Consider the following 21,230-nt stretch of genomic DNA (forward strand, 5'->3'; position numbering starts at 1 on the left):
TTTCGTTATTGCAACGCTGGTTTTCTTGAAGGGCTATATGGTTTTCCCGGCCGAAGCCTGCCGCGCAAGAATCGGTTTCAGGTACTGTCCCGTATAGGAACGCTGTTCTTGGGCGACCTGCTCAGGACTACCTTGGGCTATTATACGGCCGCCACCGCTTCCGCCTTCCGGTCCCAGGTCGACGATCCAGTCGGCTGTCTTTATAACGTCCAGGTTATGCTCGATCACGATGATGGTATTGCCGTGGTCCCTGAGCCGCTCAAGCACCGTCAGCAATTGCTGGATGTCGTAGAAATGAAGCCCGGTGGTTGGCTCGTCCAGTATGTATAGTGTCTTGCCTGTATCTCGCTTGGACAGTTCTCGCGCCAGCTTGACGCGTTGGGCCTCACCGCCTGAAAGAGTCACTGCGCTTTGTCCGAGTTTGATGTAGGACAGCCCGACATCCACCAATGTCTGCAGCTTCCTGGCCAGGAAGGGTACCGGATCGAAAAAATCGCGCGCCTCTTCTATGGTCATCTCCAGCACTTCATTTATATTCCTGCCTTTGTACCGGACCTCGAGGGTTTCGCGGTTATAGCGCTTGCCTTTGCAAATGTCGCAAGGAACATAAATGTCCGGCAGAAAATGCATTTCAACCTTGATGACGCCGTCGCCCTGGCAGGCTTCACAGCGACCGCCCTTGACGTTAAAACTGAAACGTCCCGGTTTGTAGCCCCGAGACCTGGCTTCCTGGGTGCCTGAGAAAAGCTCCCGGATGGGCGTGAACAGGCCGGTGTAGGTCGCCGGATTTGATCGCGGTGTTCGTCCTATGGGGCTCTGATCGATGTCGATGACCTTGTCCAGGTGCTCCAATCCTTTCAGCTCCGCGTGGGGGCTGGCGGTCAGCGTGGACGCCTTGTTGAGCTTGGTCGCCGCCACCGGGTAGAGGGTACCGTTGATCAGCGTGGATTTGCCTGAGCCCGACACGCCCGTAATACAGGTCATCAACCCCAACGGGATCTTCAGGTCCACGTCGTTCAGGTTGTTGCCGGAAGCGCCCCGTAACTCAATATAATGCTTGCCTGGCTTGTGCCGGCTCGCGGGAATGGCAATTTCGCGTTTGCCGTTGAGATACTGGCCAGTGAGAGATTCCGGCTCAGCCATAACTTCCGCCGTGCTTCCCTGCGCAACAATCCGCCCGCCGTGCACGCCCGCGCCGGGGCCAATATCTATAAGATAGTCTGCCGCGCGGATAGCATCTTCGTCGTGTTCCACAACGATAACGGTGTTGCCCAGGTCGCGCAGGCGAGTCAGGGTGCCGAGGAGTCGGTCGTTGTCGCGTTGGTGCAGGCCGATTGAAGGTTCATCCAGTATGTACATGACACCGACCAGACCAGCGCCGATCTGGCTGGCCAGCCGAATACGCTGGGCTTCGCCGCCGGATAAGGTATCCGCGCTCCGCTCGAGGGTGAGATAATTCAGGCCGACGTTGACGAGAAATTCCAGGCGTTGGCTTATTTCTTTCAGGATTTTTGATGCTATTTCCCCTCGCCGGCCAGCCAGCTCCAGATTTCCGAAGTAGTCGCAGGCATCGCCCACCGGCAAACGCACCAGTTCCGGCAACGTCTTTTCTTCGATGAACACATGGCGGGCGCTGCGTCGAAGACGAGAGCCTTCGCATGCCGGGCACGGCTGGGTGCTCAGGTGCCGGGCCAGTTCCTCCCGCATCGACTGGGATTCGGTCTCACGGTAACGGCGTTCCAGGTTGGGCACGATGCCCTCAAAAGGATGCGACCGCTCGACAATCTGGCCCCGGGAGTTAACGTAACGGAAGCTGATCGCTTCTTTGCCGGAGCCAAACAGGACAATGTCCCGGAACACTTTGGGTAAGTCGACAAACGGCGTATCGAGATTGATATTGAAATGCTCTGCAACGCTGCTCAAGAGCTGAAAATAGTAAACGGTGCGTCTGTCCCAGCCTTTGACCGCCCCTTCTGCAAGTGTAAGGTCAGGCCGCGAGACCAGCTTGTCCGGGTCGAAGAACTGCTTCACGCCCAGCCCGTCACAGGTTGGGCAGGCGCCCGCCGGATTGTTGAAGGAAAAGAGCCGCGGCTCCAACTCGCTGATGGAGTACCCGCATACTGAGCAGGCATAGCGGGCAGAGAAGGTTATCTCCTCTGCCTGTTCATCCATGGCTGCTGCGAAAGCGACGCCATCCGACAGCTCGAGTGCCGTCTCAAAAGATTCCGCAAGCCGCTGCTCAATGCCAGGCTTTACCTTGAACCGGTCAATCACTGCATCGATGCTGTGTTTGCGTTTCTTGTCGAGGTCCGGAATGTCGTCGATCTCATAGACAGTCCCGTCGACCCGCACGCGAATAAAGCCCTGGCTGCGGAGATTGTCTATGACGTTGTGGTGTTCGCCTTTACGGTCCCGAATCAGTGGGCTCAGTATCATCATTTTGCGCCCTTCAGGTAGCGTGAGCACCTGATCGACCATCTGGCTGACAGTCTGGGCAGCGAGGGGCTGGCCGTGGTCCGGACATCTCGGTTCTCCGGCCCGGGCAAACAGCAGGCGGAGGTAGTCATAGATTTCCGTGATGGTGCCGACGGTCGAGCGTGGGTTGTGGGACGTCGATTTCTGCTCGATGGATATGGCGGGGGAAAGGCCCTCGATATGATCCACATCGGGCTTTTCCATCATCGAAAGGAACTGCCGGGCATAGGTTGAGAGCGACTCAACATAACGCCGTTGGCCTTCTGCATAGAGGGTATCAAACGCAAGTGACGATTTGCCCGAGCCGGACAGGCCGGTGATGACGATCAACTTGTCCCGGGGGATATCCAGATCGATGCCCTTGAGGTTGTGGGTGCGCGCGCCTCTGATCTGAATGTGGTCCATGTCGCTCCTTGTGATTCTCAAAAACCTCTAGTATATCGAGCGTCGTCAATACTGTCCCATTCCCCCGGTACACTTGGCTAAAAGGTAATGACAGACACTACCAGTGGAGTCCTTCAGCGACGCCGTTTAGCTGAAACGATGGGATCGACTACCGCCAAAGGACTGTCCAGTCTGTTACAATCGACGCGCTCTTTTGCCGCGGTAAAGTTTTCCCCGGCAGTTCCTTGAATCCGTTCCTGACGAGTTAGCATGAACCCCACAGAACTGCGCGCGGTTGTCGCGCTTGCCTTGGTCTATGCCCTGCGCATGCTCGGGTTATTCATGATTCTGCCCGTGTTTGTCCTGCTGGGCGGCGACCTCCAGTACGCGACGCCGGCTTTGATCGGATTGGCGTTGGGCGCCTACGGCCTCAGCCAGGCAGTTCTGCAAATTCCCTATGGACTGTTGTCAGATCGTTTTGGTCGCAAGCCGCTTATCTATGCGGGGCTGGTCATTTTTGCCGGCGGAAGCGTATTGGCGGCAACATCCGAATCAATTTACGGAGTTCTTGCCGGCCGGTTGCTTCAGGGCGCCGGCGCTATCGCCAGCGTGTTGATGGCACTGGTGAGCGATCTGACCCGGGAACAGAGCAGAACCATGGCAATGGCGGGTATTGGCCTTTCGATCGGTTTGGCGTTCGCGCTTTCCCTGGTGCTCGGGCCACTGGTTTCCGATGCGTTTGGACTCCCCGGTATTTTCTGGCTGACAGCGGCACTTGCCCTGGTGGGCATCGTGGCAGTGGCAACTCTGGTTCCCACGCCTGAAGTGTCCCGCGCGCATCCCGACGTACAGGCCGCGCCAGCGCGGATCGGTGCGCTGTTAAAGGTGCCGAGATTGCTGCGCCTGGATTTTGGCATCTTTTCGCTGCATCTGGTGCTGACAGCCGCTTTTCTGGTGGTGCCGACCTTTCTGCGGGAGGATCTGGACCTAGTCCAGGAGTCTCACTGGTGGGTCTATCTTTCGGTGATGGGGTGCGCTTTTTTTGCCATGATTCCCTTCATTATACTGGCTGAGCGCAAGCGGCTGATGAAGCCCGTCATGGTTGGCGCCGTGAGTCTGCTCCTACTGGCGACTGTTCTGCTCTTGGGACGCTGGAACAGTCTTGCCATGGTTTGGGCGGTGCTCTTCCTGTTTTTCGTCGCCTTTAACCTGCTTGAGGCTTCACTGCCTTCGCTGGTCAGCAAAGAGGCACCAGCGGCCAGCCGTGGCACGGCTATGGGTATCTACTCCACCAGTCAGTTTTTGGGGGCTTTTACGGGCGGTGCGGTCGGTGGGCTTTTGCTATCAGGCTGGGGCAGCGCTGGCGTTCTCACCCTGATGGTTGTTGCACTTCTGATCTGGCTTGCGGTCGTATGCACGATGCAGCCGCCGAGCTATTCGACAAGTTACGTGGTAAAATTGAAGCGATTTGGGGCGGATCAGCTGGCCGATGTGCGGGACGCTTTGGCGCAGATAACCGGCGTCGAAGACGTCGTGATTCTCGCCGAGGCTGACCAGGCTTTTCTCAAGGTTGACAGAAAACGTCTGGACAATGCGGCGCTAACCCAGTCGCCCTATGTCATAAGTATTCAATAGAGACTCATGGATAGAGTTTCAGTTAATCCTGAACGGTAAATAAGGAGCGCAGCATGGCGCGAGGCGTAAACAAAGTCATCCTCATCGGTAATCTGGGTGCGGACCCGGAGACGCGCTATACCCCAAACGGTACTGCGGTCTGCAATCTGAACCTGGCTACCGACGAGAGCTATAAAGACCGTCAGACGGGACAGATGGTGCCGCGCACCGAATGGCACCGGGTGGTCATTTTTGGCAAGGTGGCAGAGGTGGCCGGTCAATACCTGCGCAAGGGATCCAAAGTCTATATCGAAGGCAGACTGCAGACTCGTAAGTGGCAGGACCAAAGCGGGCAAGACAAATTCACTACAGAGATCGTTGTTGATATTGCCGGGCAGATGCAGATGCTCGACAGTCGCGGTGGCGAAGGCGGACAGAGCAGTGCCCAGGGTGGAGCACCGCGTCAAACGTCAGCGCCAGCGCAGCAGGGCGGCAACCAGAATCAGGGCGGCTATCAGAACCAGGGAAACAATGCGGGACAGGGATCTGGTGGCTATGCTCCACAACCTGGCAACTCGATGCCGGAGCCGGTAGACGATTTTGACGACGACATTCCCTTCTGATAGTGCTTCCCTCTAAAGCGTAATGAGATTTGAGCCGCACGTCAGCCATGGCTGGCCTGCGGCTTTTTTGTCCGGATAGCTTGGCAATCTGGGCGTCGAACCAAACGCACGGTCTTCAGATTGCCCTTGCGGTAGTTGCCAGCCAACCCGGTGGCGCCGCGTCTGGCGCCTTTAACGTCCTGCCTGTGTGGCGTGCGCTTGGTACAGATCCGCGAAATGGTTGAGCCGCACCGAAACCGGGGAGCCCCGGCCCTGGCTCAATTACAGGCTCAACAGTTCGGTAACATGAAGCACGGGGCCAGTGGGTACACCGCTCGGCGAACCGCCTTCCGGTTCCAGGCTTATTGCCAGTTTTCTGCTCTCCAATAGCTGCTGACGCTGCTCTTCCGTCAAGTGGATAACCATTCTCTGACCATCTGCCTGGATTATGCCGAGGGAGACCGGATCGCCAGACCGCGGTAGAACCCAGAGCTCGTAGTCTTTGTCTGGCGCAGCTGGGACGGCGCTAACAGCGCGGGTCAGCAGTTGTCCGCGTTCAGCACCGGTGTTGAAGATCCACTCGGTCTGTTCGGCGCTCGTGATCGCTGCCATCAGCGGAGGCTCGGCCGATGGTTGTTCGATCAGGTTGAGCGTGAGTGCCAGGGCCAGCAGCAGCGACGCTGCAGTTGCTACCAAAGACCAGGAGCGCCAGAGGCGGCCACGATCAGGGAAGCGACTCACCCTTTCACCGCCCGATGAATCCGACAGGGGTGCCTGGGCACGCCATAATCGCTGGCTGATACCTTCCCAGACTCCTGCCGACGGCTGCAATTCGTTCACCGCCTCATTGAGGCTGGAGAAGTGAGCCTCCCAATACCAGACTTCCTGGCGAACTGAATATGACTCCATCATCCACCGCTCGAACCGGGCGCGTGCGGAACCCTGCAGCGACCCGAGGACATATTCTGCAGCGAGTTTCTCAATGCGTTCAGGGGTTTTCTTCATTGTTGCAGGCACCGTTTCAGGTAAGTCAGGCCCCGGCGTATCCAGCTCTTGATCGTGCCCAGAGGAGTGTCCAGCGCCGTGGCCAGTTCCTCGTGTGTGAACCCTTTGTAGTAACACATCAGAATGCTGGAACGCTGGTCATCGCTAAGCTCTTCGATGCAACCATTTAGCGCCTGGGCATCGGCATCCTGCAGCGACAGCTCAAAAGGCCCCGGCCGGGCGTCAGCAATCTCATGGCTTTGGGTGCCTGCCGTTCGGCGTCGCGCACGCAAAGTGTCCAGGGCCTTGTAGCGAGCGATCGTCTGCATCCATGCCATCGGGCTGCCGCGTTCCTCGTGGTATTCGCCGGCATGGTGCCAGATTCTGATGAACGCCTCCTGAAGGACCTCCTCGGCCTGCTCGCGTTGGCCCAGGAGGCCCACGCACAGGCCCAGCATGCGAGGCGAGGCGTGCTCATAGAGTCGCCTGAAGGCATCGCGGTCGCGCCGGGCGGTAGCGGCCAGTAAGCCAATTAGCCTGGAGTCGGTGTCACTGTCGGTCATTGCCGCCTCTTCTTCGGTTTTTTTGTGTCGAACGCTGTCGATTTTACCGGTGGGTCTTGCCGGCGGCCGAACTGGGGCCCTCGCTTTTTAACATACATAAACTTTTATTCCAGGGTGCATCTTTTTCGCGTGTCGGATCGTATGCAGGGGACTGCATCAAATTCACCAGCACGACGAGACTACCGTTGATGAGCATTTCAGCCGTTGGGTTTAAAGCAAACAGTGGGATGATGAGCCGAAGTTGGCTGCTTAGCCTCTTGCTGCCGGCAATGGCGGCAGCACAACAGCCGATGGGCCCCAGCGTCTCACAGCCCGAGCCTGAGGCTGTGATACTGCACCTGGACGAATCAACCAAATCATTTCAGCCCGACAGCGCTTTGCTATCCCCGGAGAAAACAGCTGAACAGGTCCTGCGGTATATCAACTCATCCCGCGCGACCGGCAGCCCGAGGCCATTGGGCCTTGCCCAAGGATTGTTAAACCAGATACCCGAAACCCGATGGTCATCGAGGCTCTACCTGCTGCGGGCGACCCTGCACCAGCGGCTTCATCGTTTTGATGAGGCTCAGGCTGATCTTGACCGGGTACTCGACGCCCAGCCCAATAATCGGCAGGCCTTGCTGACCCGCTACAGCATCGCACTTACTCAAGGCGACCTCGGTCGCGCCGAAGGGGCCTGTCGGCGCTTGGGGCAGATAAAACCGGGCTTGCTGGCGGACACATGCAGACTGGAGCTTGAGGGCTTCGGTGATCAGCCTGAGCGCGCTTTTGGGGCGTTAAGTCAGCGTATAGCGCAGGCGCGTGGTGAAAGCAGAGTCATCCTTGACTGGGCACGGGTCACCCTCGCAGATATGGCCAGCCGCCATGGTCTTGCTGGTGCGGGCCGGTACTGGGCGAGGGCCCTGCAGAGTGACAGCAAAGATCTGTACCGTCGCGCGCGCTTTGCTGACTGGCTTCTAGCCCAGGGCCGTCCGAACGCAGCCCTCGCCATGACCCACGGGTACGAGGATGTTGATCCACTGGCGGTACTGCGAGCGATAGCCATGACACGTCTTGACCACCCCCAGCGCGATGAGTTGGTCCGCAGTCTGGCCGCCCGCTTCGAGGAAGCACGTTGGCGGGGCGAGTTTCTGCATGAATGGGAGTATGGCCGTTTCCTGCTGGATGTCACCGGCGAGCCAACCCTCGCGTTGACCATGGCCAAATCCAATTGGGCTACCCAGCGCGCCTATCCGGACCGCCAACTCCTGGTCAGGGCGGCCCAGGCGGCAGGCGACCAAGCGATCCTTAAATCCGTGCAAATCAATTCAGCTGCTGTGGGCGGGCGCGGCCTGATTGGGGACGAGTAAAACCTAATGACTAAAGAGATGAGACGCATGATGCTGCATTTGGCAGCGCTACTTCTGAGCCTTTCGCTGAGCGGCTTTGCGCTGGCTCACAAGGCGAGCGACAGCTTTCTCTACTGGGACGTGGGCGCAGAAGGCACGCCGGGCCGGCTGGACATTGCACTGATTGATCTGGCACGTACGCTTCCTCTCGACAGCAACGGCGACGGCCTACTGACCTGGGGCGAACTGCGAGCCCAGAGCGGGACCATTGAAGAGCATCTCGCCGACCGGATAGCCATTGGCCGGGCCAGACAATGCCAGGTGCGCTGGATGATGCACGGGCTGTCCAGCTACAGCGACGGCGACTACCTCACCCTGGGATTCACACCGGCGTGCTCCGAGGGGGCGACCGGGCCTGCGACACTTGAATATAACCTCTTCTTTGACGAGGATCCCCTGCATCGCCTCCTGGTCATGGTTCGGGATGAGGGCACAACCCGACCAGTAGTACTCGGCCCCGATCAGCGTCAGCTCAGCCTGGACGCGGCACCTTCGGCCTGGGCTACCGCCGGTAATTTCATGTGGCAAGGTATGGTGCATCTATGGATAGGTTACGACCACATGCTGTTCCTGCTTGCGCTGGTGCTGCCGGCGGCAGTCAGGCGCGAAACAGGCCGCTGGGTGGTGGAGGAGCGAATCGGCAAGGCTATCAAAGACGTGGCCCTCATCGTTACAGCCTTTACGCTGGCTCACTCCATCACGCTAATCATTGCCACCCTCGGACTGGTGCGGCTGCCGATAGCCTGGGTGGAAACGGTGATCGCGCTATCGATCGTAGTTGCCGCTGTTAACATCATCTGGCCGATCCTGGGCCAACGTCGCTATCTCATGGGCTTCGGCTTTGGGCTGGTTCACGGGTTCGGCTTTGCCAGCGTGCTGTCGGAGTTTATGGCCAGTACCAGCGCCCGTGCTATCGCGCTGCTCAGTTTCAATCTCGGCGTGGAGTTGGCACAACTGGCGGTTGTGGTGGTGGCGGTGCCGCTGCTTTTCCTGGTGCGAAAGCAATGGTTATACCAGCGACTGGTATTTCCGGCGAGCGTTACATCGATCGCAGCAATCGGTTTGATCTGGGCGGCCGAGCGGGTTCCGTTATAGCTGGGCCTGGTACTTGGCTGTTCACGGCCACGGTGCAAAACAGGCATATCGGGTTTTTTCGAAAAAATCACTCCTTGCTGCATCTTTTTCAACGCCTCGCGCGTTATCCCTCTGAGGAAACCAAATAGGCAACAATGAGGGATAACCCATGGATAAGCTTTTCAACCGGTCTCTGCTGGCGGTTTCGGTCGCAGGACTTTGCCTTGGTACGAGTCTGGGCCAGGCATCAAGCCACCGCGAAGCACCGTTTATTACTGAAACTCCTAAAGTAGATGCCACTGATTTTTATATGTTCCGCAGCTATGAGCCGGGGCGGGAGAATAGCGTCACCCTGATCGCCAATTATCTGCCCTTGCAGGACCCGTACGGCGGTCCAAACTATTTTGACCTGGACCAGGATGCCATCTATGAGATCCACGTCGATAACACCGGCGACGCCCAGGAAGACCTCACCTTTCAGTTCAAGCTCACTGACGTAGTCAACGACATCCAGTTGCCCGTAGGCGACATGATGGTCTCGGTTCCTGTTAAGAATGTCGGCGGCATCGGTCCCGCGGCCACAGATACTGACAATGTACAGGTGCGCCAGGAATACGCGATGACGGTCATCCGTGGTGATCGCCGTAGCGGAACCCGGCAGGCGGCGATGAACGAGACCTCTGGTACCACGACGTTCCGCAAGCCACTCGACAATATTGGCCAGAAATCGGTTGCGGACTATGCAGCTTATGCGAGCAACCACGTGTACGACGTTGCCATTCCCGATTGCGGTACCGGCCGGGTTTTCGTTGGACAGAGGAAAGACGCTTTTGCGGTAAACCTGGGCGAGGTTTTCGACCTGGTCAACATTGCCAACCCGGTCGGCAATGCCAATCGCAACGTTGAGGCAAACGATCTGGCGGGCAAGAACGTCACGTCCTTTGCTCTGGAAGTTCCCGCGTCGTGTCTGACCGGCTCGGCTCTAAGCAGTGCGGATCAGCCTGTTATCGGTGCCTGGACAACGGCCAGCCTGCGTCAGGCGCGGGTCCTGAACCCGAAGCCTGAGGCCAGTGGTAAAGGCGCGACGATTGAGGGAGGCGCCTTCACGCAGGTTTCGCGCCTGGGTATGCCTTTGGTCAACGAGGTTGTGATCGGCCTCAAGGACAAGGACCGGTTCAACGCCAGCCAGCCAATGGACGACGGCCAGTTCGCGACCTACGTGACCAACCCCACCCTGCCAGAGATCCTGGAACTACTGTTCAGTGGCGCTGGCGTCAAAGCGCCCGACAGCTTCCCCCGCAATGACCTGGTTACGGCTTTTCTCACGGGTGTCGACGGGGTCAATAAGCCAGTTGGTGTTACTGCTTCTGAAATGTTGCGCCTGAACCCGGCGGTTGCAGTGACTCCGGCGGGCTCACAGGATGACCTGGGGGTACTTGGTGGCGATAATGCCGGCTTCCCGAATGGCCGTCGCCCGGTCGATGACGTGGTGGATATTGCTTTGCGGGTTGTAATGGGCGCGCTCACCACAGACGCGCCAAACAAGGACGTAGAGTTCACCGATGGGGTCCAGGTTGACCCGGCCGACCTGTTGACCGTGTTTCCCTACCTGAACACGCCGTTACCTGGTTCGGTCAAATAATAAGGACACCACCATGAGCATGACAAAAACGCTGATTTTCCTGGCGTTGGCGGGGCCGCTGCTTGCAGGTTGCTCCGACAGCGATGGCAACAGCAGCAAGGGCGGTGAAGAGCCCATGACTCTGTCTTTCACGACTTTCGTTAATGAGTTGTTTGAGGAGAATGGAGTTACGGCTGAGCCGGAGAGCGTCAATAACCGAGAGTTCGCGTTCAACGATCAGGAAAATGAGGGCGCTTTCGACGACCTCATCCGCCAGCAGTAAAAGTGGGTCAAGCTCAGCCGTAACCCAGGGTGCGGCTGAGCGCCCAAACACATCAACGTCATACGACAGCCGCCATTTGCGGGCTTTGCGACCGGACAGCTGCCTCGGCTGGGTCTATGCAGGAGCCGGCGGAGAGTCGCGGCGAGCCTTTTTTTCAACCTTCAACGGTCTTCGTTCAGCAAGTGGGTCAGATCCTCGGCGATCTGCTCCGGCGTGAGCTCTGACCGCAACAGAAGGCGCGCATTTCCCTCGCGGTCAAAGGCATATATAGCGCTGCTGTGTGAAACATCATAATGGCCCTCCGCATCCGGCTCGCCGTAGCCGAAGGTGGTCCTGTAGCGTTGGCTCAGTTTACGTAGCTCGGGTTCTGTCCCCGTCATTCCGACAAAATTGGGGCCAAAGTATTCCGTGTATTCAGCGAGTACCTCGGGGTCATCCCGCTTCGGATCCACACTGACAAAGAGTACAGTAACGTCGTCCCGCTGCTGTTCGGGAATCTCCCTCAGGGCATTGCGCAAATGGGCCAGTGTAGCCGGGCAGATATCCGGGCAGTGGGTAAAGCCAAAGAACAGCAACCGGACCTGGCCGGCGTAGTCTTCCGCAGTTGCCGGGTTACCCTGTTCATCGACAAGCTGATACGCGAGTTCGGGCATCAGCTCGCTTATATCCTTTCCATTCCACTCAACCGGCCCGGGGCTGCAGCCACTCAGCACCAGCATCAACGCCAGGGACAGCAATCCCCGGGGTAAGAATGACCGGGCTGTTCGGTGCGATGGGGTCATGTGCATGGGTTAAGTCTCCAGTCGGGAAAATTCGTGCACCATACGGCGTCTCGTCTCGTCTCGTCTCAGGCCAGCCGACGGTCAGGTCGACTGAGTGTTGGCGGCCGCTTTACGGTTGCGGTCCTGACGCTCCACCCGGGCCATATAGCCCAGCAGAATCAAGGACCCGACCACACTCATCATTGCCGGCGGGATCCAGGTCAGGATACCTCCCAGCATCTGGTCAGTTTCGGCGGGCAGGGGCCAGGCTCTGCCGCAGACGGCATAAACGTCGTACACCGGGTTTTTGTTCAGGGTGATCCAGGCGCCAAGGGCGATTTGCGGAAACATGATGACGATGAGGATGACGATCCGTTTGCCGTAGGACAACGTCCCGGCGAGATCGGGGTTACGGGGGTCGAGCATCAGCCACCAGAACAACAAGCCGTCGATCAGCATACTCCAGTTCATCAGCCAGTAGAGATCGCGACTGAGCATGGCGTCGAAGTGGATGCTGGGCCAGAGCCAGAAATAGACCAGCCCAACGAACAGCACTGCCGCAATCAAAGGCTGCTGCAGGATGTCGTACACCCACCTTAGCGGTCGCAGAAAGGGTTTGGCACCGCCCGGAATCATTCGGTACCAGAGCCGGAACAACGGCAGTGGATTGGATAGGGCGATCAGAAACGGACCGAGGTGGTGTAACACCAGATGCTGGGCCCGGTGTATGAAAAACATGAACTGCGCATAGTAGTCATAACGGGTGTGCAACACGACATAGCAGATGCCCAGCCCGAACAGAAACGCGAAAATCCGCCAGGGGCCGATGCGCTCACCGGCTGGAAGCCACCGCAGGCCCAGCAAGTAAAAAACCAGCACTGCAGCAAATGCTACAACCGTGGGTAGCGAAAAGTCGTAGGGCAGGAGGGCATATCCGAATTCAGTCAGGGTCATTTCATTCCCATTGCGGCTGACGACGAGCTGTATGGCGGGGTTTTCAGGAGCTGGCGGTCTCTCGAGACAGTCCCTGGTTCTCGATCTATGGCCGGCTTCAGTTCAATTAGGGTGCTCCTGGCGTATACCTGTCCGTCACCACCGGGTTGCAGAGCAGGCGGCTCTCATTCTAGGGAAACAACGGCAAGAATGGCAGTGGCTTGACTGACTCTGCCATTGCAACAAAAAGCAGCCTCTGAAAACGTTGACTATACTGAGCAGCAACTTCTCATGACTGGCAGCTTTCATTGAAATTCCCCTTTCTCAACAACGTTTTCCGAGGGTCCGCACGACCAGCCAAGCTGGGTCTGGAGATACGTCCGGATGGCATCGCCTGGGCGCTCTGCGCCCCGGGGCGGCCGTGGCAGGCGGGATTTGATGAGTGCACTCCGGCCCAACGCGAACTGACATTAAAGCTTCGTGCCCAGCATTCCAGCCTGGCCCGGTGTCAGGTGCGCGCTGTTCTGCCATTGGATCAGTACCAGGTCTTTTCCATTGAAAGGCCACCGGTCGAGGCGGACGAGCTGGCTGCGGCTGTGCGCTGGAAGCTGAAAGATCTGCTCGATTTTCCCGTAGAAGATGCGGCTGTTGATGTTTTTGAGTTCCCGATCGATGCGTCCCGTGCCCAGGGCGCGCTGGTTAGTGTTGTTGTCGCGCGTAAGACGGTGGTGCGGGACATTGCTGCACTCCTGACTGAGGTGGGGCTGGAACTGTCGGCTGTGGATATCGCTGAACTGGCCATGCGCAGTCTGCTCGAAGGCTGTCGTATTGATCAGCCCAGCGTGGCCCTGGTTTACCTGCGCCGACAGTATGGGCATATCGTCGTTTGCCAGGACGACACCCTGTACCTTTCAAGGCGACTGGATGTCGGCACGCATCAGCTCGAGGCAGCGGCATCCCAGGAGCAAGCAGTGATGAACCTGGGCCTGGAGATCCAGCGTTCGCTCGACTACTACGAGAGCCAGCTCCGCCAGGTGCCGCCCCGCCGCGTTCACATTGCAGGTCACAGTGAAAGCCTGCCGCTGGGAGCCATGCTGGCCAACAGTCTGGCGGCCGAAGTGGTTCCGCTTGAACTGGGTGGGGTCTTCGGCGTCGAGGGCCTCGATTCGCGGGCGCTGTACGCTATCGGTACAGGCCGGCTGGGTGCGGGAAACCGGATATGATACAGCAGGTTAACCTCTACACCGAGGATATGCGCCCGCGGCAGGAACTGTTCACGGCGACACGGCTTGCTGGCGTAGTACTAGCCGCCCTGATTTTCGTAGTGATAAGTGCCGGTTACGCCAGCTGGCAGGCCAGCGGTTCGGGAGCGGACCGTCAGGCTGCCCAGGTCCGGCTTGCCGAGATACGCTCCGACCTTGCTGATGTGGTCACTCAGCTGGAAGGCCGAACGGCCGATCCGGCCCTGGCCGCTGAACTCGAGAGGCTCAACCTTGATCTGCAGAATCGTGTGGCACTCATCACGCGACTTGAGAATCTGGCCTTACGGGGCGCCCAGGGCTTTTCGCCGTTGCTGACCGGGCTGTCGCGGCAGGCTGTCGATGGGGTCTGGCTGACATCTCTCGAGGTCGACCGTGAGCCGGGCAACCTGGTATTGAGTGGACTCACCGAGGAAGGCGGGCTCGTGCCCTACTATCTTGAGCAACTGCGGCTCGAGCCCGCCTTTGCTGGACGCCGCTTCCGCCAATTTCGACTGGAGCAGATTGAAGACAGTAAAGGAGTGCTTGGTTTCAGCGTGGGCTCCGCAATCGCTATTGGAGAGCCTGAGCAATGAACTTCAAGGCGGCATGGGCAGCTTTCGAGGCGCGCTTTGACACGCTAAACCAGAGGGAGCGCGTTTTCGCGTTCGTAACCGCAGCTGTGCTGGTGGTGTTTGGCGGGTGGCAGTTTGCAGTTGCGCCTGCTTTGCAGCAAATCGATCGGGATCGGACGGAAATTACCAGCCTGACCGGCGAAACAGATGCGCTTCAACTGCGGCTGTCCGAGGCTCAGGAAGAATTGGGCAAGAGCCCGACCGCGACCCTGCAGGCTCAGAGGCATCAGCGCAAGGCGCGTCTCGACCGGACTCAGCAGCGGCTTGAAGCCCTGGCCGCGAACTTGATCAGTCCCGAAGGTATGGTTGCGCTGCTCCGGCAAATGCTCAAAGGAAAGGACGGCCTCACCCTTGTATCGGTGACCCATGCGCCGGCCGAAGCCGAGAATCTTGCCGATGCGGCCAAAGGTCAACCTGGGCTTTACCGGCATAGAGTTACCCTGACAGTGCGGGGCGCCTATTTTGATCTGGTCGCGTATCTGCAGGCGCTTGAGGCCCTCGATAGCAGACTGGGCTGGAACGCCATGCGCTACAAAGTTGCGCAATGGCCTGAAGGCGAGCTGCAGGTCGAACTTGTAACGTTAAGCCTGAGTGAGGAGTGGCTGGGTGTTTAGTAGGTTAGTTGCGGGCTATAGCGGCACCGGCTCTATCGCTCTCGGGCTTGGCTTGTTAATCGCATGCGCGCCCGCCGTTCTGGCGGAGAGCGTCGGGTTAGGCCGTGACCCGACCCGGCCGCCGCCCCAGAAGATGGTTTCATCGCAAGCCGATTCCGCCGTTACGCCTCTCGCACTGGATTCGATCGTCTATAGCGCAACGCGGCGGGTAGCGGTCATCAATCAGTCGGTTGTCGCAGAAGGAGACGTCTTTCGCGCCGATTCCGTGAGCCCGCAGGGTCGTGTGCTGGAAATCAGCCCGGACAGCGTCGTGGTTGTTCGGGACGGCGAAAAGACCCGTTTGCATTTGCCGCAGTCGCCCGAAGTGCGCCGCGTGCGAACTCAACAATGAAGAGTCACCACATGACAAGACGAGGCACGACAGCGTGCATTTGGGCCGGACTTTCGCTTCTGCTTCTGAGTGGCTGTGCCAGCGATCCGCTATTCCAGAGCGGGCAGGCAACCTCAACGGATAGCGCCGACGCCATGGACCGGGAGCTCCAGCAGGCGCTTGAGGTCCGGGCGCAGGAACGTACTGGGCCGCCCGCGGACGTCGCCGCCGCGCTCTTGCCATCACTGGGGAGGTCGTCTGTCGTGCTGCCGCCTGACCGTTTTGATGTGGCAGCCGACGGCCTGGACGCCCGCCGTTTTTTTCAGAGCCTGGTCCGCGGTACCGAGTACAACGTGGCGGTCCACCCTGACGTCGCCGGTACTGTCAGTGTTGACCTTCAGGCGGTCACGCTACCCGAGGTGATGGAGCTTGTAGGGGACCTCTACGGATACGAAATCCAGCGTAATGATAATTTCTACCGGATAATGCCAGGCGGCCTGCGGACCCGGATCTTTCAGATCGACTATCTCAACATGACGCGCACGGGCGGCTCCGAGACGCAGGTCAGTTCGGGCTCGGTTTCCGGCGGCTCGGGTAACGGCGAGGCCGGTGCGGGCGCCCAGGAGAGCGATCCGAGTACAGGGCTCGTGGGAACCCGCATTACCACGTCTACCCAGTCAGATTTCTGGCGGGAGTTAACCGCTTCGCTTGAGATGCTTATCGGGGCAGAGGAAGGCCGGCGCGTTGTCGCGACGCCCGCCACGGGGGTTGTGGTCGTGCGTGCCCAGGGCCATGAGCTGAAAACAGTTGAGGATTACCTTCGCCGGACCCAGTTGATCATGAAGCGCCAGGTTGTGTTGGAAGCCAAAATTCTTGAGGTCATCCTCAACGAAGGCTACCAGCAGGGGGTTAACTGGAACTTCGCGGAGAACCTCTCCTCCAGCGTCGATGGCGAGGGCGTCTATGAGAAGTATGTGCTGGGGGGACTGAGCGGGCAGACGCTCGCCACGACCGATATCAACGGCGTGTTCAGCGCGGCGCTGCGTATTGGTGACTTCAACAGCCTGATCAGCCTCCTCGGTACCCAGGGCAATGTGCAAGTCCTGTCGAGCCCCCGCATAGCCACCACCAATAACCAGAAAGCCGTTATCAAGGTCGGCAGTGATGAGTTCTTTGTTACCGACATCGACTTTGATGATAACAACACGCTCACCGGCGCCACGAATTCAACATCGACATCGGTGGAGCTCACGCCCTTTTTCTCGGGTATTTCACTTGATGTTACGCCTCAGATAAGTGAAGACGGGCTTATTACCCTCCACGTGCACCCGTCTGTCAGTGAGGTCACCGACCAGAAAAAGGTTCTGACAGTGGGGGAGCGCGACGTCGTGCTGCCGCTGGCCCAGAGCACCGTTCGTGAAACAGACAGCGTGATCACGGCCCGTAGCGGCCAGATCGTTGTCATTGGCGGGTTGATGCAGAACCAGAGTGAAGAAAACAGCTCTGCGGTGCCTTTCTTCAGCCAGATTCCGCTCATCGGTGAGCTGTTCAAACAGCGTCGTTTCTCGGGCCGCAAAAGCGAGTTGGTCATTCTGTTGCGCCCGGTTATCACTGGCGAATCCACAGCGGTTACTGATATTGCCGAAAGCCGGGCCCGCATCGGCGTGTTGCGTTCCTTGCTGGGGTCGCCCGAGGGGCCAACGCCTCAGGCGGCTGACTGAGGTTTGAGGGTGACCATGCCACCGTTCAGTCCCGTCTCGCGTCAGAAAGTCTCAGCTTATGTATGAGTCTTTTTTCGGCCTGCGTGAAATGCCTTTCGCGTTGACGCCCAATACGCGTTTCTTCGTCGCGGCCAGCTCTCACCGTGAGGCGCTTGAACTGCTGACGGTGGGCCTCGCCCAGGGAGAGGGCTTCCTCAAGATTTCGGGCGAAGTCGGTACAGGCAAAACCATGCTCTGCCGCATGCTTCTGAATCATCTCGAGGGTGAAGCCATTACCGCTTATCTTCCCAACCCCCAGCTCAGTCCGCGTGGCCTCTATCAAGCGCTGGCGGACGAACTGGACATAGCCGGCGGCCATCAGGGCAATACCCACTTGATACTCCGCCGCATCACCCGAAGCCTCATCCAGAAAACCGGGCAGGGCCAGCGCGTGGTGCTGGTTATTGATGAGGCCCAGGCCATGGCGCCGGCGACGCTCGAGGCCCTGCGCCTGCTGACCAATCTCGAAACTGAAAGCCGGAAGCTGCTGCAGGTGGTGCTGTTCGGACAGCCCGAACTCGACCGGGTGCTGGATCGGGACCAGTTGCGCCAGCTCAAGCAACGTATCAGCTTTAGCTGCCGGCTGGCGGCGTTAACCCGGGACAGTGTGGACGCGTATCTGGCCTACCGTATGCAGCAGGCCGGCTACAACGGCGAGCCCGTCTTTACCGCTGCAGCGATCCGGGCGATAACCCGCGCCTCACGGGGCATTCCGCGTCTGATCAATCTGCTGGCCCACAAATCCCTGCTCGCGGCCTGGGGGCGGGGCGATTACAAAGTCGGCCGCTGGCACGCCCGGCGCGCGACCCGAGATACAGAGAGTGCACGGCCGCCGGGTCTTTTGGGCTGGGGCATACTCTCATGAGTCTCTTGAACGATGCACTGCGCGACCTTGAGCGCAGAGGTGGCCAAGCGCCGGATGCACATGGACTCGCGCAACAGCCGTTTCATCAGCCGAAGAAGTCGGCCAGCCCTGGTCGTGTGCTGGTTGTGGGTGTGCTGTTGGCGGCGAGTCTCGCGGCTGCTTTTGCAGGGCGTCAGGATTCAGGCTGGTACGCGTCTGCCGTCGCGCCAGCGGTGACGCTATCGGGCCAGGGATCCTTCGTGCCTGAGCCGGCTGCGGCAATGGTGGTTACCACGGAGACCGAGTTGGTGCCGGTTCGACCTGCTGAACCCGGGCTGGGCGGAGCAGACGCCAGCCAGGCTGTCGTGGTTGAAGAAGCTGGCTTGAACGCTTTGCCCTTGAACGCTGTCCCCTTGAACGGAGCAGCCGAGCAGCCAGCGCAACGGGCCGCGATGAAAGCTGTGGCTGTAACACCTGAGGGGGACAGCCGCGAAACCGTCGCTGAGGCCAGCGTCCAGCACCTGAGCATCGACGAATCCGGTAGCGAGTCGGCCCCAGGGCGTGAAACCGCAACCACCTTCTCTGTAAGACAGCAGCCCCAGAGCGACACCGCACGCGATCAGCGCCTGGTAATCAGCCTGGAGCGTCTGTTGGTTGAGGGCCAGGAAGCTGAGGCTGAACGGTTGCTGACTGAGGCGCTCACTGGAGGCCGCGCTCTACCGCGCAGCCATGCCGCGATGGCCAGCTACTACCTTTCGCAGAAACGTTTGAGCGAGGCCCGGCGCTGGTTACCGGCGCCGTTGCTGGAAAAAGATCCGGGCTTACGGCTGTTGCGGGGACGGTTGGTGCTCATGGAAGACGGCGTCGAAGCAGCCTTGAGCTTTCTCGAATCGGAACTTCCGGCCCTGGCTGAGGCGCCGGATTATCATGCCACCTTGGCGTCTCTGTACCAGCAGAGCGGTAACGCAATCGCTGCGGGCGACCGCTGGGGCGCCTTGCTCGAAACCGACAGCGGGCGTGCCGATTGGTGGTTGGGCCTGGCATTGGCACTGGACTCCCAGAATCAGCTGGCCGCGGCCGGCGTAGCTTACGCCGAAGCACTGGCCCTGCCTGACCTCCCGCCGCGGCTCAGGACCTTCGCTGAGTCGCGGCTTGAAGGTCTGCGTTAACGCCTCATAACTTTATCGGACACCACGGCACCGGCAGGACTGGAACACATGACAGAACCGCAGAAAAAAATTCGCATCGGCGACCTGCTGGTACAGAACGAGGTTATCACTGAAAAGCAGCTGATGACGGCGCTGGCGGAGCAGAAGAGTACCGGTCGCAAGCTGGGCCAGACACTGACCGATCTGGGGTACGTGGAAGAAGATAATCTGCTCAACTTCCTGTCCCAGCAGCTCAAAATTCCCTTCGTGCAGTTGCGGCACTATAACTTCAATGCAGAGTTGGTGAAGTTGCTCCCGGAAGCCCAGGCCCGACGCTTCCGGGCACTCGTTCTCGCCCGACAGGGGCAGGAGCTGCTGGTCGGCATGACCGACCCTATGGACCTCATCGCCTACGACGAGCTGGTTCGGATCCTTCAGGTGCCGGTCAAGCAGGCCGTGGTGCGCGAAAGTGAACTGCTCAACACGCTCGATCTTGTCTATCGGCGTACCGCGGAGATCGCCTCACTGGCGACAGAGCTCGAGGACGAACTCGGCGACGACGCCTTTGACCTTGCCGATCTCAGTGCCAGCTCAGACTCCCAGGACGCCCCCGTCGTCAAACTGCTGCAGAGTATTTTCGAGGACGCGGTCCAGGCGCGCAGCTCAGACGTGCATATCGAGCCCGATGAGACCGTGTTGCGCATCCGCCAGCGAATCGACGGCGTCCTGCAAGAGCAGGTCATGAAAGAGAAGCGCGTTATCGCGGCGCTGGTATTGCGACTGAAGCTCATGGCGGGGCTCAATATTTCTGAAAAGCGGCTGCCCCAGGATGGCCGGTTCAATATCCGTGTGAAGGGACGGAGCATCGATGTGCGGGTCTCAACCATGCCCGTGCAATATGGCGAGTCGGTCGTGATGCGTCTCCTCGACCAGTCCCAGGGACTGCTGGACCTTGACGCCACAGGCATGCCGCCGGCGCTGCTGGCGCGGTTCCGCAGGCTTGTACGTCGCCCCCACGGCATGATCCTGGTTACCGGGCCTACAGGTAGCGGTAAAACCACAACGCTTTACGGTGCCCTGACCGAGCTGAACCGCCCGGAGGTCAAAATCATAACGGCCGAGGACCCGATCGAGTACCGGTTACCGCGTATCACCCAGGTTCAGGTGCACCCCAAGATCGGCCTCGATTTCGCTACCGTGCTGCGGGCCGGGCTACGACAGGACCCCGACATCATGCTCATTGGCGAGATGCGGGACCGGGAAACTGTCGAGATAGGCCTGCGGGCGGCCATGACAGGCCACCTGGTGCTGTCTACACTGCACACCAATGACTCTATCGGCAGTGCGATGCGGTTGCTCGATATGGGCGCCGAGCCTTTCCTGGTATCCAGCTCCCTGCTGGGCATCGTTGCCCAGCGTCTGATCCGGAAGGTCTGCGACAACTGCAAGATCGATCATGTGCCCGACGACCAGGAGCGCATCTGGTTACGCGGGCTGATGGGCAATCCCTCAGACAGCTCAGAACAGGACCGCCTGGAGCCGCCACACTTTGTGAAGGGGGCAGGGTGCTACCAGTGCGGCAATACCGGTTACCGCGGCCGCATGGGCGTTTACGAGCTACTGGAAATGGACGAGCCGATGCTTGATGCACTGCGCCGGCAGGATTACGCCGACTTCAACCGAGTGGCCCAACGCAATCCCCACTACGAACCGCTGGATCGCTGCGCGCTGCGCTATGCCGAGCAGGGTCTGACCACTCTGGAAGAGGTTGGACGCGTTTCTGCGACCCTGATTGATCCTTTGCCAGGGCTGGCTTCCAGCGAAGCGGACGACAATGATCCCGACAAACTCGGCCTCGACTTGAGCAGTCTGGACGGGCTTTGAGGCCCTCGCGCAAAGCCGGCCATGGACAGGCTGGTTGACCGGTCCGAGCCAGATT

Annotated in this window: 19 protein-coding genes; 14 read left to right on the plus strand and 5 right to left on the minus strand. The window is 59.3% G+C overall.

Annotated features, from left to right (window positions below; all coding sequences use genetic code 11):
* Positions 1-33: 33 nt before the first annotated feature.
* Positions 34-2,880, minus strand: coding sequence for an excinuclease ABC subunit UvrA (gene uvrA, locus soil367_RS02930; RefSeq protein WP_136546729.1), 2,847 nt, complete (start codon positions 2,878-2,880; stop codon positions 34-36).
* Positions 2,881-3,129: 249 nt separating this feature from the next.
* Here uvrA and soil367_RS02935 point away from each other — a divergent pair, with 249 nt between their 5' ends.
* Positions 3,130-4,494 carry an MFS transporter gene (locus soil367_RS02935; protein WP_136546731.1) on the plus strand — a complete coding sequence of 455 codons (1,365 nt, stop codon included), beginning with the start codon at positions 3,130-3,132 and terminating at the stop codon, positions 4,492-4,494.
* Between the two features lie 53 nt (positions 4,495-4,547).
* Complete coding sequence (ssb, locus tag soil367_RS02940) at positions 4,548-5,096, plus strand: single-stranded DNA-binding protein (RefSeq protein WP_136546733.1); 549 nt, start codon at positions 4,548-4,550, stop codon at positions 5,094-5,096.
* Between the two features lie 261 nt (positions 5,097-5,357).
* Here the strand turns inward: ssb and soil367_RS02945 are convergent, their stop codons facing one another.
* Both soil367_RS02945 and soil367_RS02950 read right to left on the minus strand, forming a co-directional pair.
* Positions 5,358-6,080, minus strand: a complete 723-nt coding sequence (locus tag soil367_RS02945; RefSeq protein WP_136546735.1) for an anti-sigma factor — start codon at positions 6,078-6,080, stop codon at positions 5,358-5,360.
* Positions 6,077-6,622 (minus strand): sigma-70 family RNA polymerase sigma factor, encoded by a 546-nt coding sequence (locus soil367_RS02950; RefSeq protein ID WP_136546737.1) that lies wholly within the window; start codon positions 6,620-6,622, stop codon positions 6,077-6,079. Before soil367_RS02950 ends, soil367_RS02945 begins: the two co-directional genes overlap by 4 nt.
* A gap of 227 nt (positions 6,623-6,849) precedes the next feature.
* On the opposite strand from soil367_RS02950, the gene soil367_RS02955 reads away from it, so the two are divergent.
* The 4 genes from soil367_RS02955 (at position 6,850) to soil367_RS02970 (ending at position 10,988) form a co-directional block, all read left to right on the plus strand.
* The gene (locus tag soil367_RS02955) at positions 6,850-7,971 is read left to right on the plus strand and encodes a tetratricopeptide repeat protein (RefSeq protein ID WP_136546739.1); all 1,122 of its coding nucleotides are present in this window, start codon (positions 6,850-6,852) and stop codon (positions 7,969-7,971) included.
* Positions 7,972-7,998: 27 nt separating this feature from the next.
* A complete protein-coding gene (locus soil367_RS02960; RefSeq protein WP_172962250.1) occupies positions 7,999-9,105 on the plus strand; it encodes a HupE/UreJ family protein in 1,107 nt (368 codons plus the stop codon).
* Between the two features lie 148 nt (positions 9,106-9,253).
* A complete protein-coding gene (locus tag soil367_RS02965; RefSeq protein WP_136546743.1) occupies positions 9,254-10,726 on the plus strand; it encodes a DUF4331 domain-containing protein in 1,473 nt (490 codons plus the stop codon).
* A gap of 13 nt (positions 10,727-10,739) precedes the next feature.
* The gene (locus soil367_RS02970) at positions 10,740-10,988 is read left to right on the plus strand and encodes a hypothetical protein (protein ID WP_136546745.1); all 249 of its coding nucleotides are present in this window, start codon (positions 10,740-10,742) and stop codon (positions 10,986-10,988) included.
* A gap of 161 nt (positions 10,989-11,149) precedes the next feature.
* Here soil367_RS02970 and soil367_RS02975 read toward each other — a convergent pair whose 3' ends face one another.
* A complete protein-coding gene (locus soil367_RS02975) occupies positions 11,150-11,776 on the minus strand; it encodes an SCO family protein (RefSeq protein ID WP_246065484.1) in 627 nt (208 codons plus the stop codon).
* Positions 11,777-11,851: 75 nt separating this feature from the next.
* On the minus strand, positions 11,852-12,703 hold the full coding sequence (locus soil367_RS02980) for a cytochrome c oxidase assembly protein (RefSeq protein WP_136546747.1): 852 nt from the start codon (positions 12,701-12,703) through the stop codon (positions 11,852-11,854).
* Between the two features lie 287 nt (positions 12,704-12,990).
* On the opposite strand from soil367_RS02980, the gene soil367_RS02985 reads away from it, so the two are divergent.
* The 8 genes from soil367_RS02985 to soil367_RS03020 are packed head-to-tail and all read left to right on the plus strand — an operon-like array spanning position 12,991 to position 21,175.
* Positions 12,991-13,905, plus strand: coding sequence for a hypothetical protein (locus soil367_RS02985; RefSeq protein ID WP_246065486.1), 915 nt, complete (start codon positions 12,991-12,993; stop codon positions 13,903-13,905).
* On the plus strand, positions 13,902-14,516 hold the full coding sequence (locus soil367_RS02990) for a PilN domain-containing protein (RefSeq protein ID WP_136546749.1): 615 nt from the start codon (positions 13,902-13,904) through the stop codon (positions 14,514-14,516). The genes soil367_RS02985 and soil367_RS02990 overlap by 4 nt, the downstream gene beginning before the upstream one ends.
* Positions 14,513-15,169 carry a type II secretion system protein GspM gene (gspM, locus tag soil367_RS02995; protein WP_136546751.1) on the plus strand — a complete coding sequence of 219 codons (657 nt, stop codon included), beginning with the start codon at positions 14,513-14,515 and terminating at the stop codon, positions 15,167-15,169. The genes soil367_RS02990 and gspM overlap by 4 nt, the downstream gene beginning before the upstream one ends.
* Positions 15,162-15,560 carry a hypothetical protein gene (locus tag soil367_RS03000; RefSeq protein WP_136546753.1) on the plus strand — a complete coding sequence of 133 codons (399 nt, stop codon included), beginning with the start codon at positions 15,162-15,164 and terminating at the stop codon, positions 15,558-15,560. Before gspM ends, soil367_RS03000 begins: the two co-directional genes overlap by 8 nt.
* 11 nt (positions 15,561-15,571) lie before the next feature.
* Entirely contained in the window at positions 15,572-17,260 is a 1,689-nt protein-coding gene (mshL, locus tag soil367_RS03005; RefSeq protein WP_136546755.1) for a pilus (MSHA type) biogenesis protein MshL, read from the plus strand.
* A 58-nt stretch (positions 17,261-17,318) separates the two neighbouring features.
* Positions 17,319-18,164, plus strand: coding sequence for an ExeA family protein (locus soil367_RS03010; RefSeq protein ID WP_136546757.1), 846 nt, complete (start codon positions 17,319-17,321; stop codon positions 18,162-18,164).
* Positions 18,161-19,312, plus strand: a complete 1,152-nt coding sequence (locus soil367_RS03015; RefSeq protein WP_136546759.1) for a hypothetical protein — start codon at positions 18,161-18,163, stop codon at positions 19,310-19,312. The genes soil367_RS03010 and soil367_RS03015 overlap by 4 nt, the downstream gene beginning before the upstream one ends.
* A 48-nt stretch (positions 19,313-19,360) precedes the next feature.
* Positions 19,361-21,175, plus strand: a complete 1,815-nt coding sequence (locus soil367_RS03020; RefSeq protein WP_136546761.1) for a GspE/PulE family protein — start codon at positions 19,361-19,363, stop codon at positions 21,173-21,175.
* Positions 21,176-21,230 lie beyond the last annotated feature (55 nt).

The organism is Hydrocarboniclastica marina, from assembly GCF_004851605.1.
GTDB lineage: Bacteria > Pseudomonadota > Gammaproteobacteria > Pseudomonadales > Oleiphilaceae > Hydrocarboniclastica > Hydrocarboniclastica marina.

Excerpts from the sequence above, each read along its gene's own strand:
- uvrA (WP_136546729.1), bottom strand. The coding sequence starts at position 2,880 with ATGGACCACATTCAGATCAGAGGCGCGCGCACCCACAACCTCAAGGGC.
- soil367_RS02935 (WP_136546731.1), top strand. The coding sequence starts at position 3,130 with ATGAACCCCACAGAACTGCGCGCGGTTGTCGCGCTTGCCTTGGTCTAT.
- ssb (WP_136546733.1), top strand. The coding sequence starts at position 4,548 with ATGGCGCGAGGCGTAAACAAAGTCATCCTCATCGGTAATCTGGGTGCG.
- soil367_RS02945 (WP_136546735.1), bottom strand. The coding sequence starts at position 6,080 with ATGAAGAAAACCCCTGAACGCATTGAGAAACTCGCTGCAGAATATGTC.
- soil367_RS02950 (WP_136546737.1), bottom strand. The coding sequence starts at position 6,622 with ATGACCGACAGTGACACCGACTCCAGGCTAATTGGCTTACTGGCCGCT.
- soil367_RS02955 (WP_136546739.1), top strand. The coding sequence starts at position 6,850 with ATGATGAGCCGAAGTTGGCTGCTTAGCCTCTTGCTGCCGGCAATGGCG.
- soil367_RS02960 (WP_172962250.1), top strand. The coding sequence starts at position 7,999 with ATGATGCTGCATTTGGCAGCGCTACTTCTGAGCCTTTCGCTGAGCGGC.
- soil367_RS02965 (WP_136546743.1), top strand. The coding sequence starts at position 9,254 with ATGGATAAGCTTTTCAACCGGTCTCTGCTGGCGGTTTCGGTCGCAGGA.
- soil367_RS02970 (WP_136546745.1), top strand. The coding sequence starts at position 10,740 with ATGAGCATGACAAAAACGCTGATTTTCCTGGCGTTGGCGGGGCCGCTG.
- soil367_RS02975 (WP_246065484.1), bottom strand. The coding sequence starts at position 11,776 with ATGCACATGACCCCATCGCACCGAACAGCCCGGTCATTCTTACCCCGG.
- soil367_RS02980 (WP_136546747.1), bottom strand. The coding sequence starts at position 12,703 with ATGACCCTGACTGAATTCGGATATGCCCTCCTGCCCTACGACTTTTCG.
- soil367_RS02990 (WP_136546749.1), top strand. The coding sequence starts at position 13,902 with ATGATACAGCAGGTTAACCTCTACACCGAGGATATGCGCCCGCGGCAG.
- gspM (WP_136546751.1), top strand. The coding sequence starts at position 14,513 with ATGAACTTCAAGGCGGCATGGGCAGCTTTCGAGGCGCGCTTTGACACG.
- mshL (WP_136546755.1), top strand. The coding sequence starts at position 15,572 with ATGACAAGACGAGGCACGACAGCGTGCATTTGGGCCGGACTTTCGCTT.
- soil367_RS03010 (WP_136546757.1), top strand. The coding sequence starts at position 17,319 with ATGTATGAGTCTTTTTTCGGCCTGCGTGAAATGCCTTTCGCGTTGACG.
- soil367_RS03015 (WP_136546759.1), top strand. The coding sequence starts at position 18,161 with ATGAGTCTCTTGAACGATGCACTGCGCGACCTTGAGCGCAGAGGTGGC.
- soil367_RS03020 (WP_136546761.1), top strand. The coding sequence starts at position 19,361 with ATGACAGAACCGCAGAAAAAAATTCGCATCGGCGACCTGCTGGTACAG.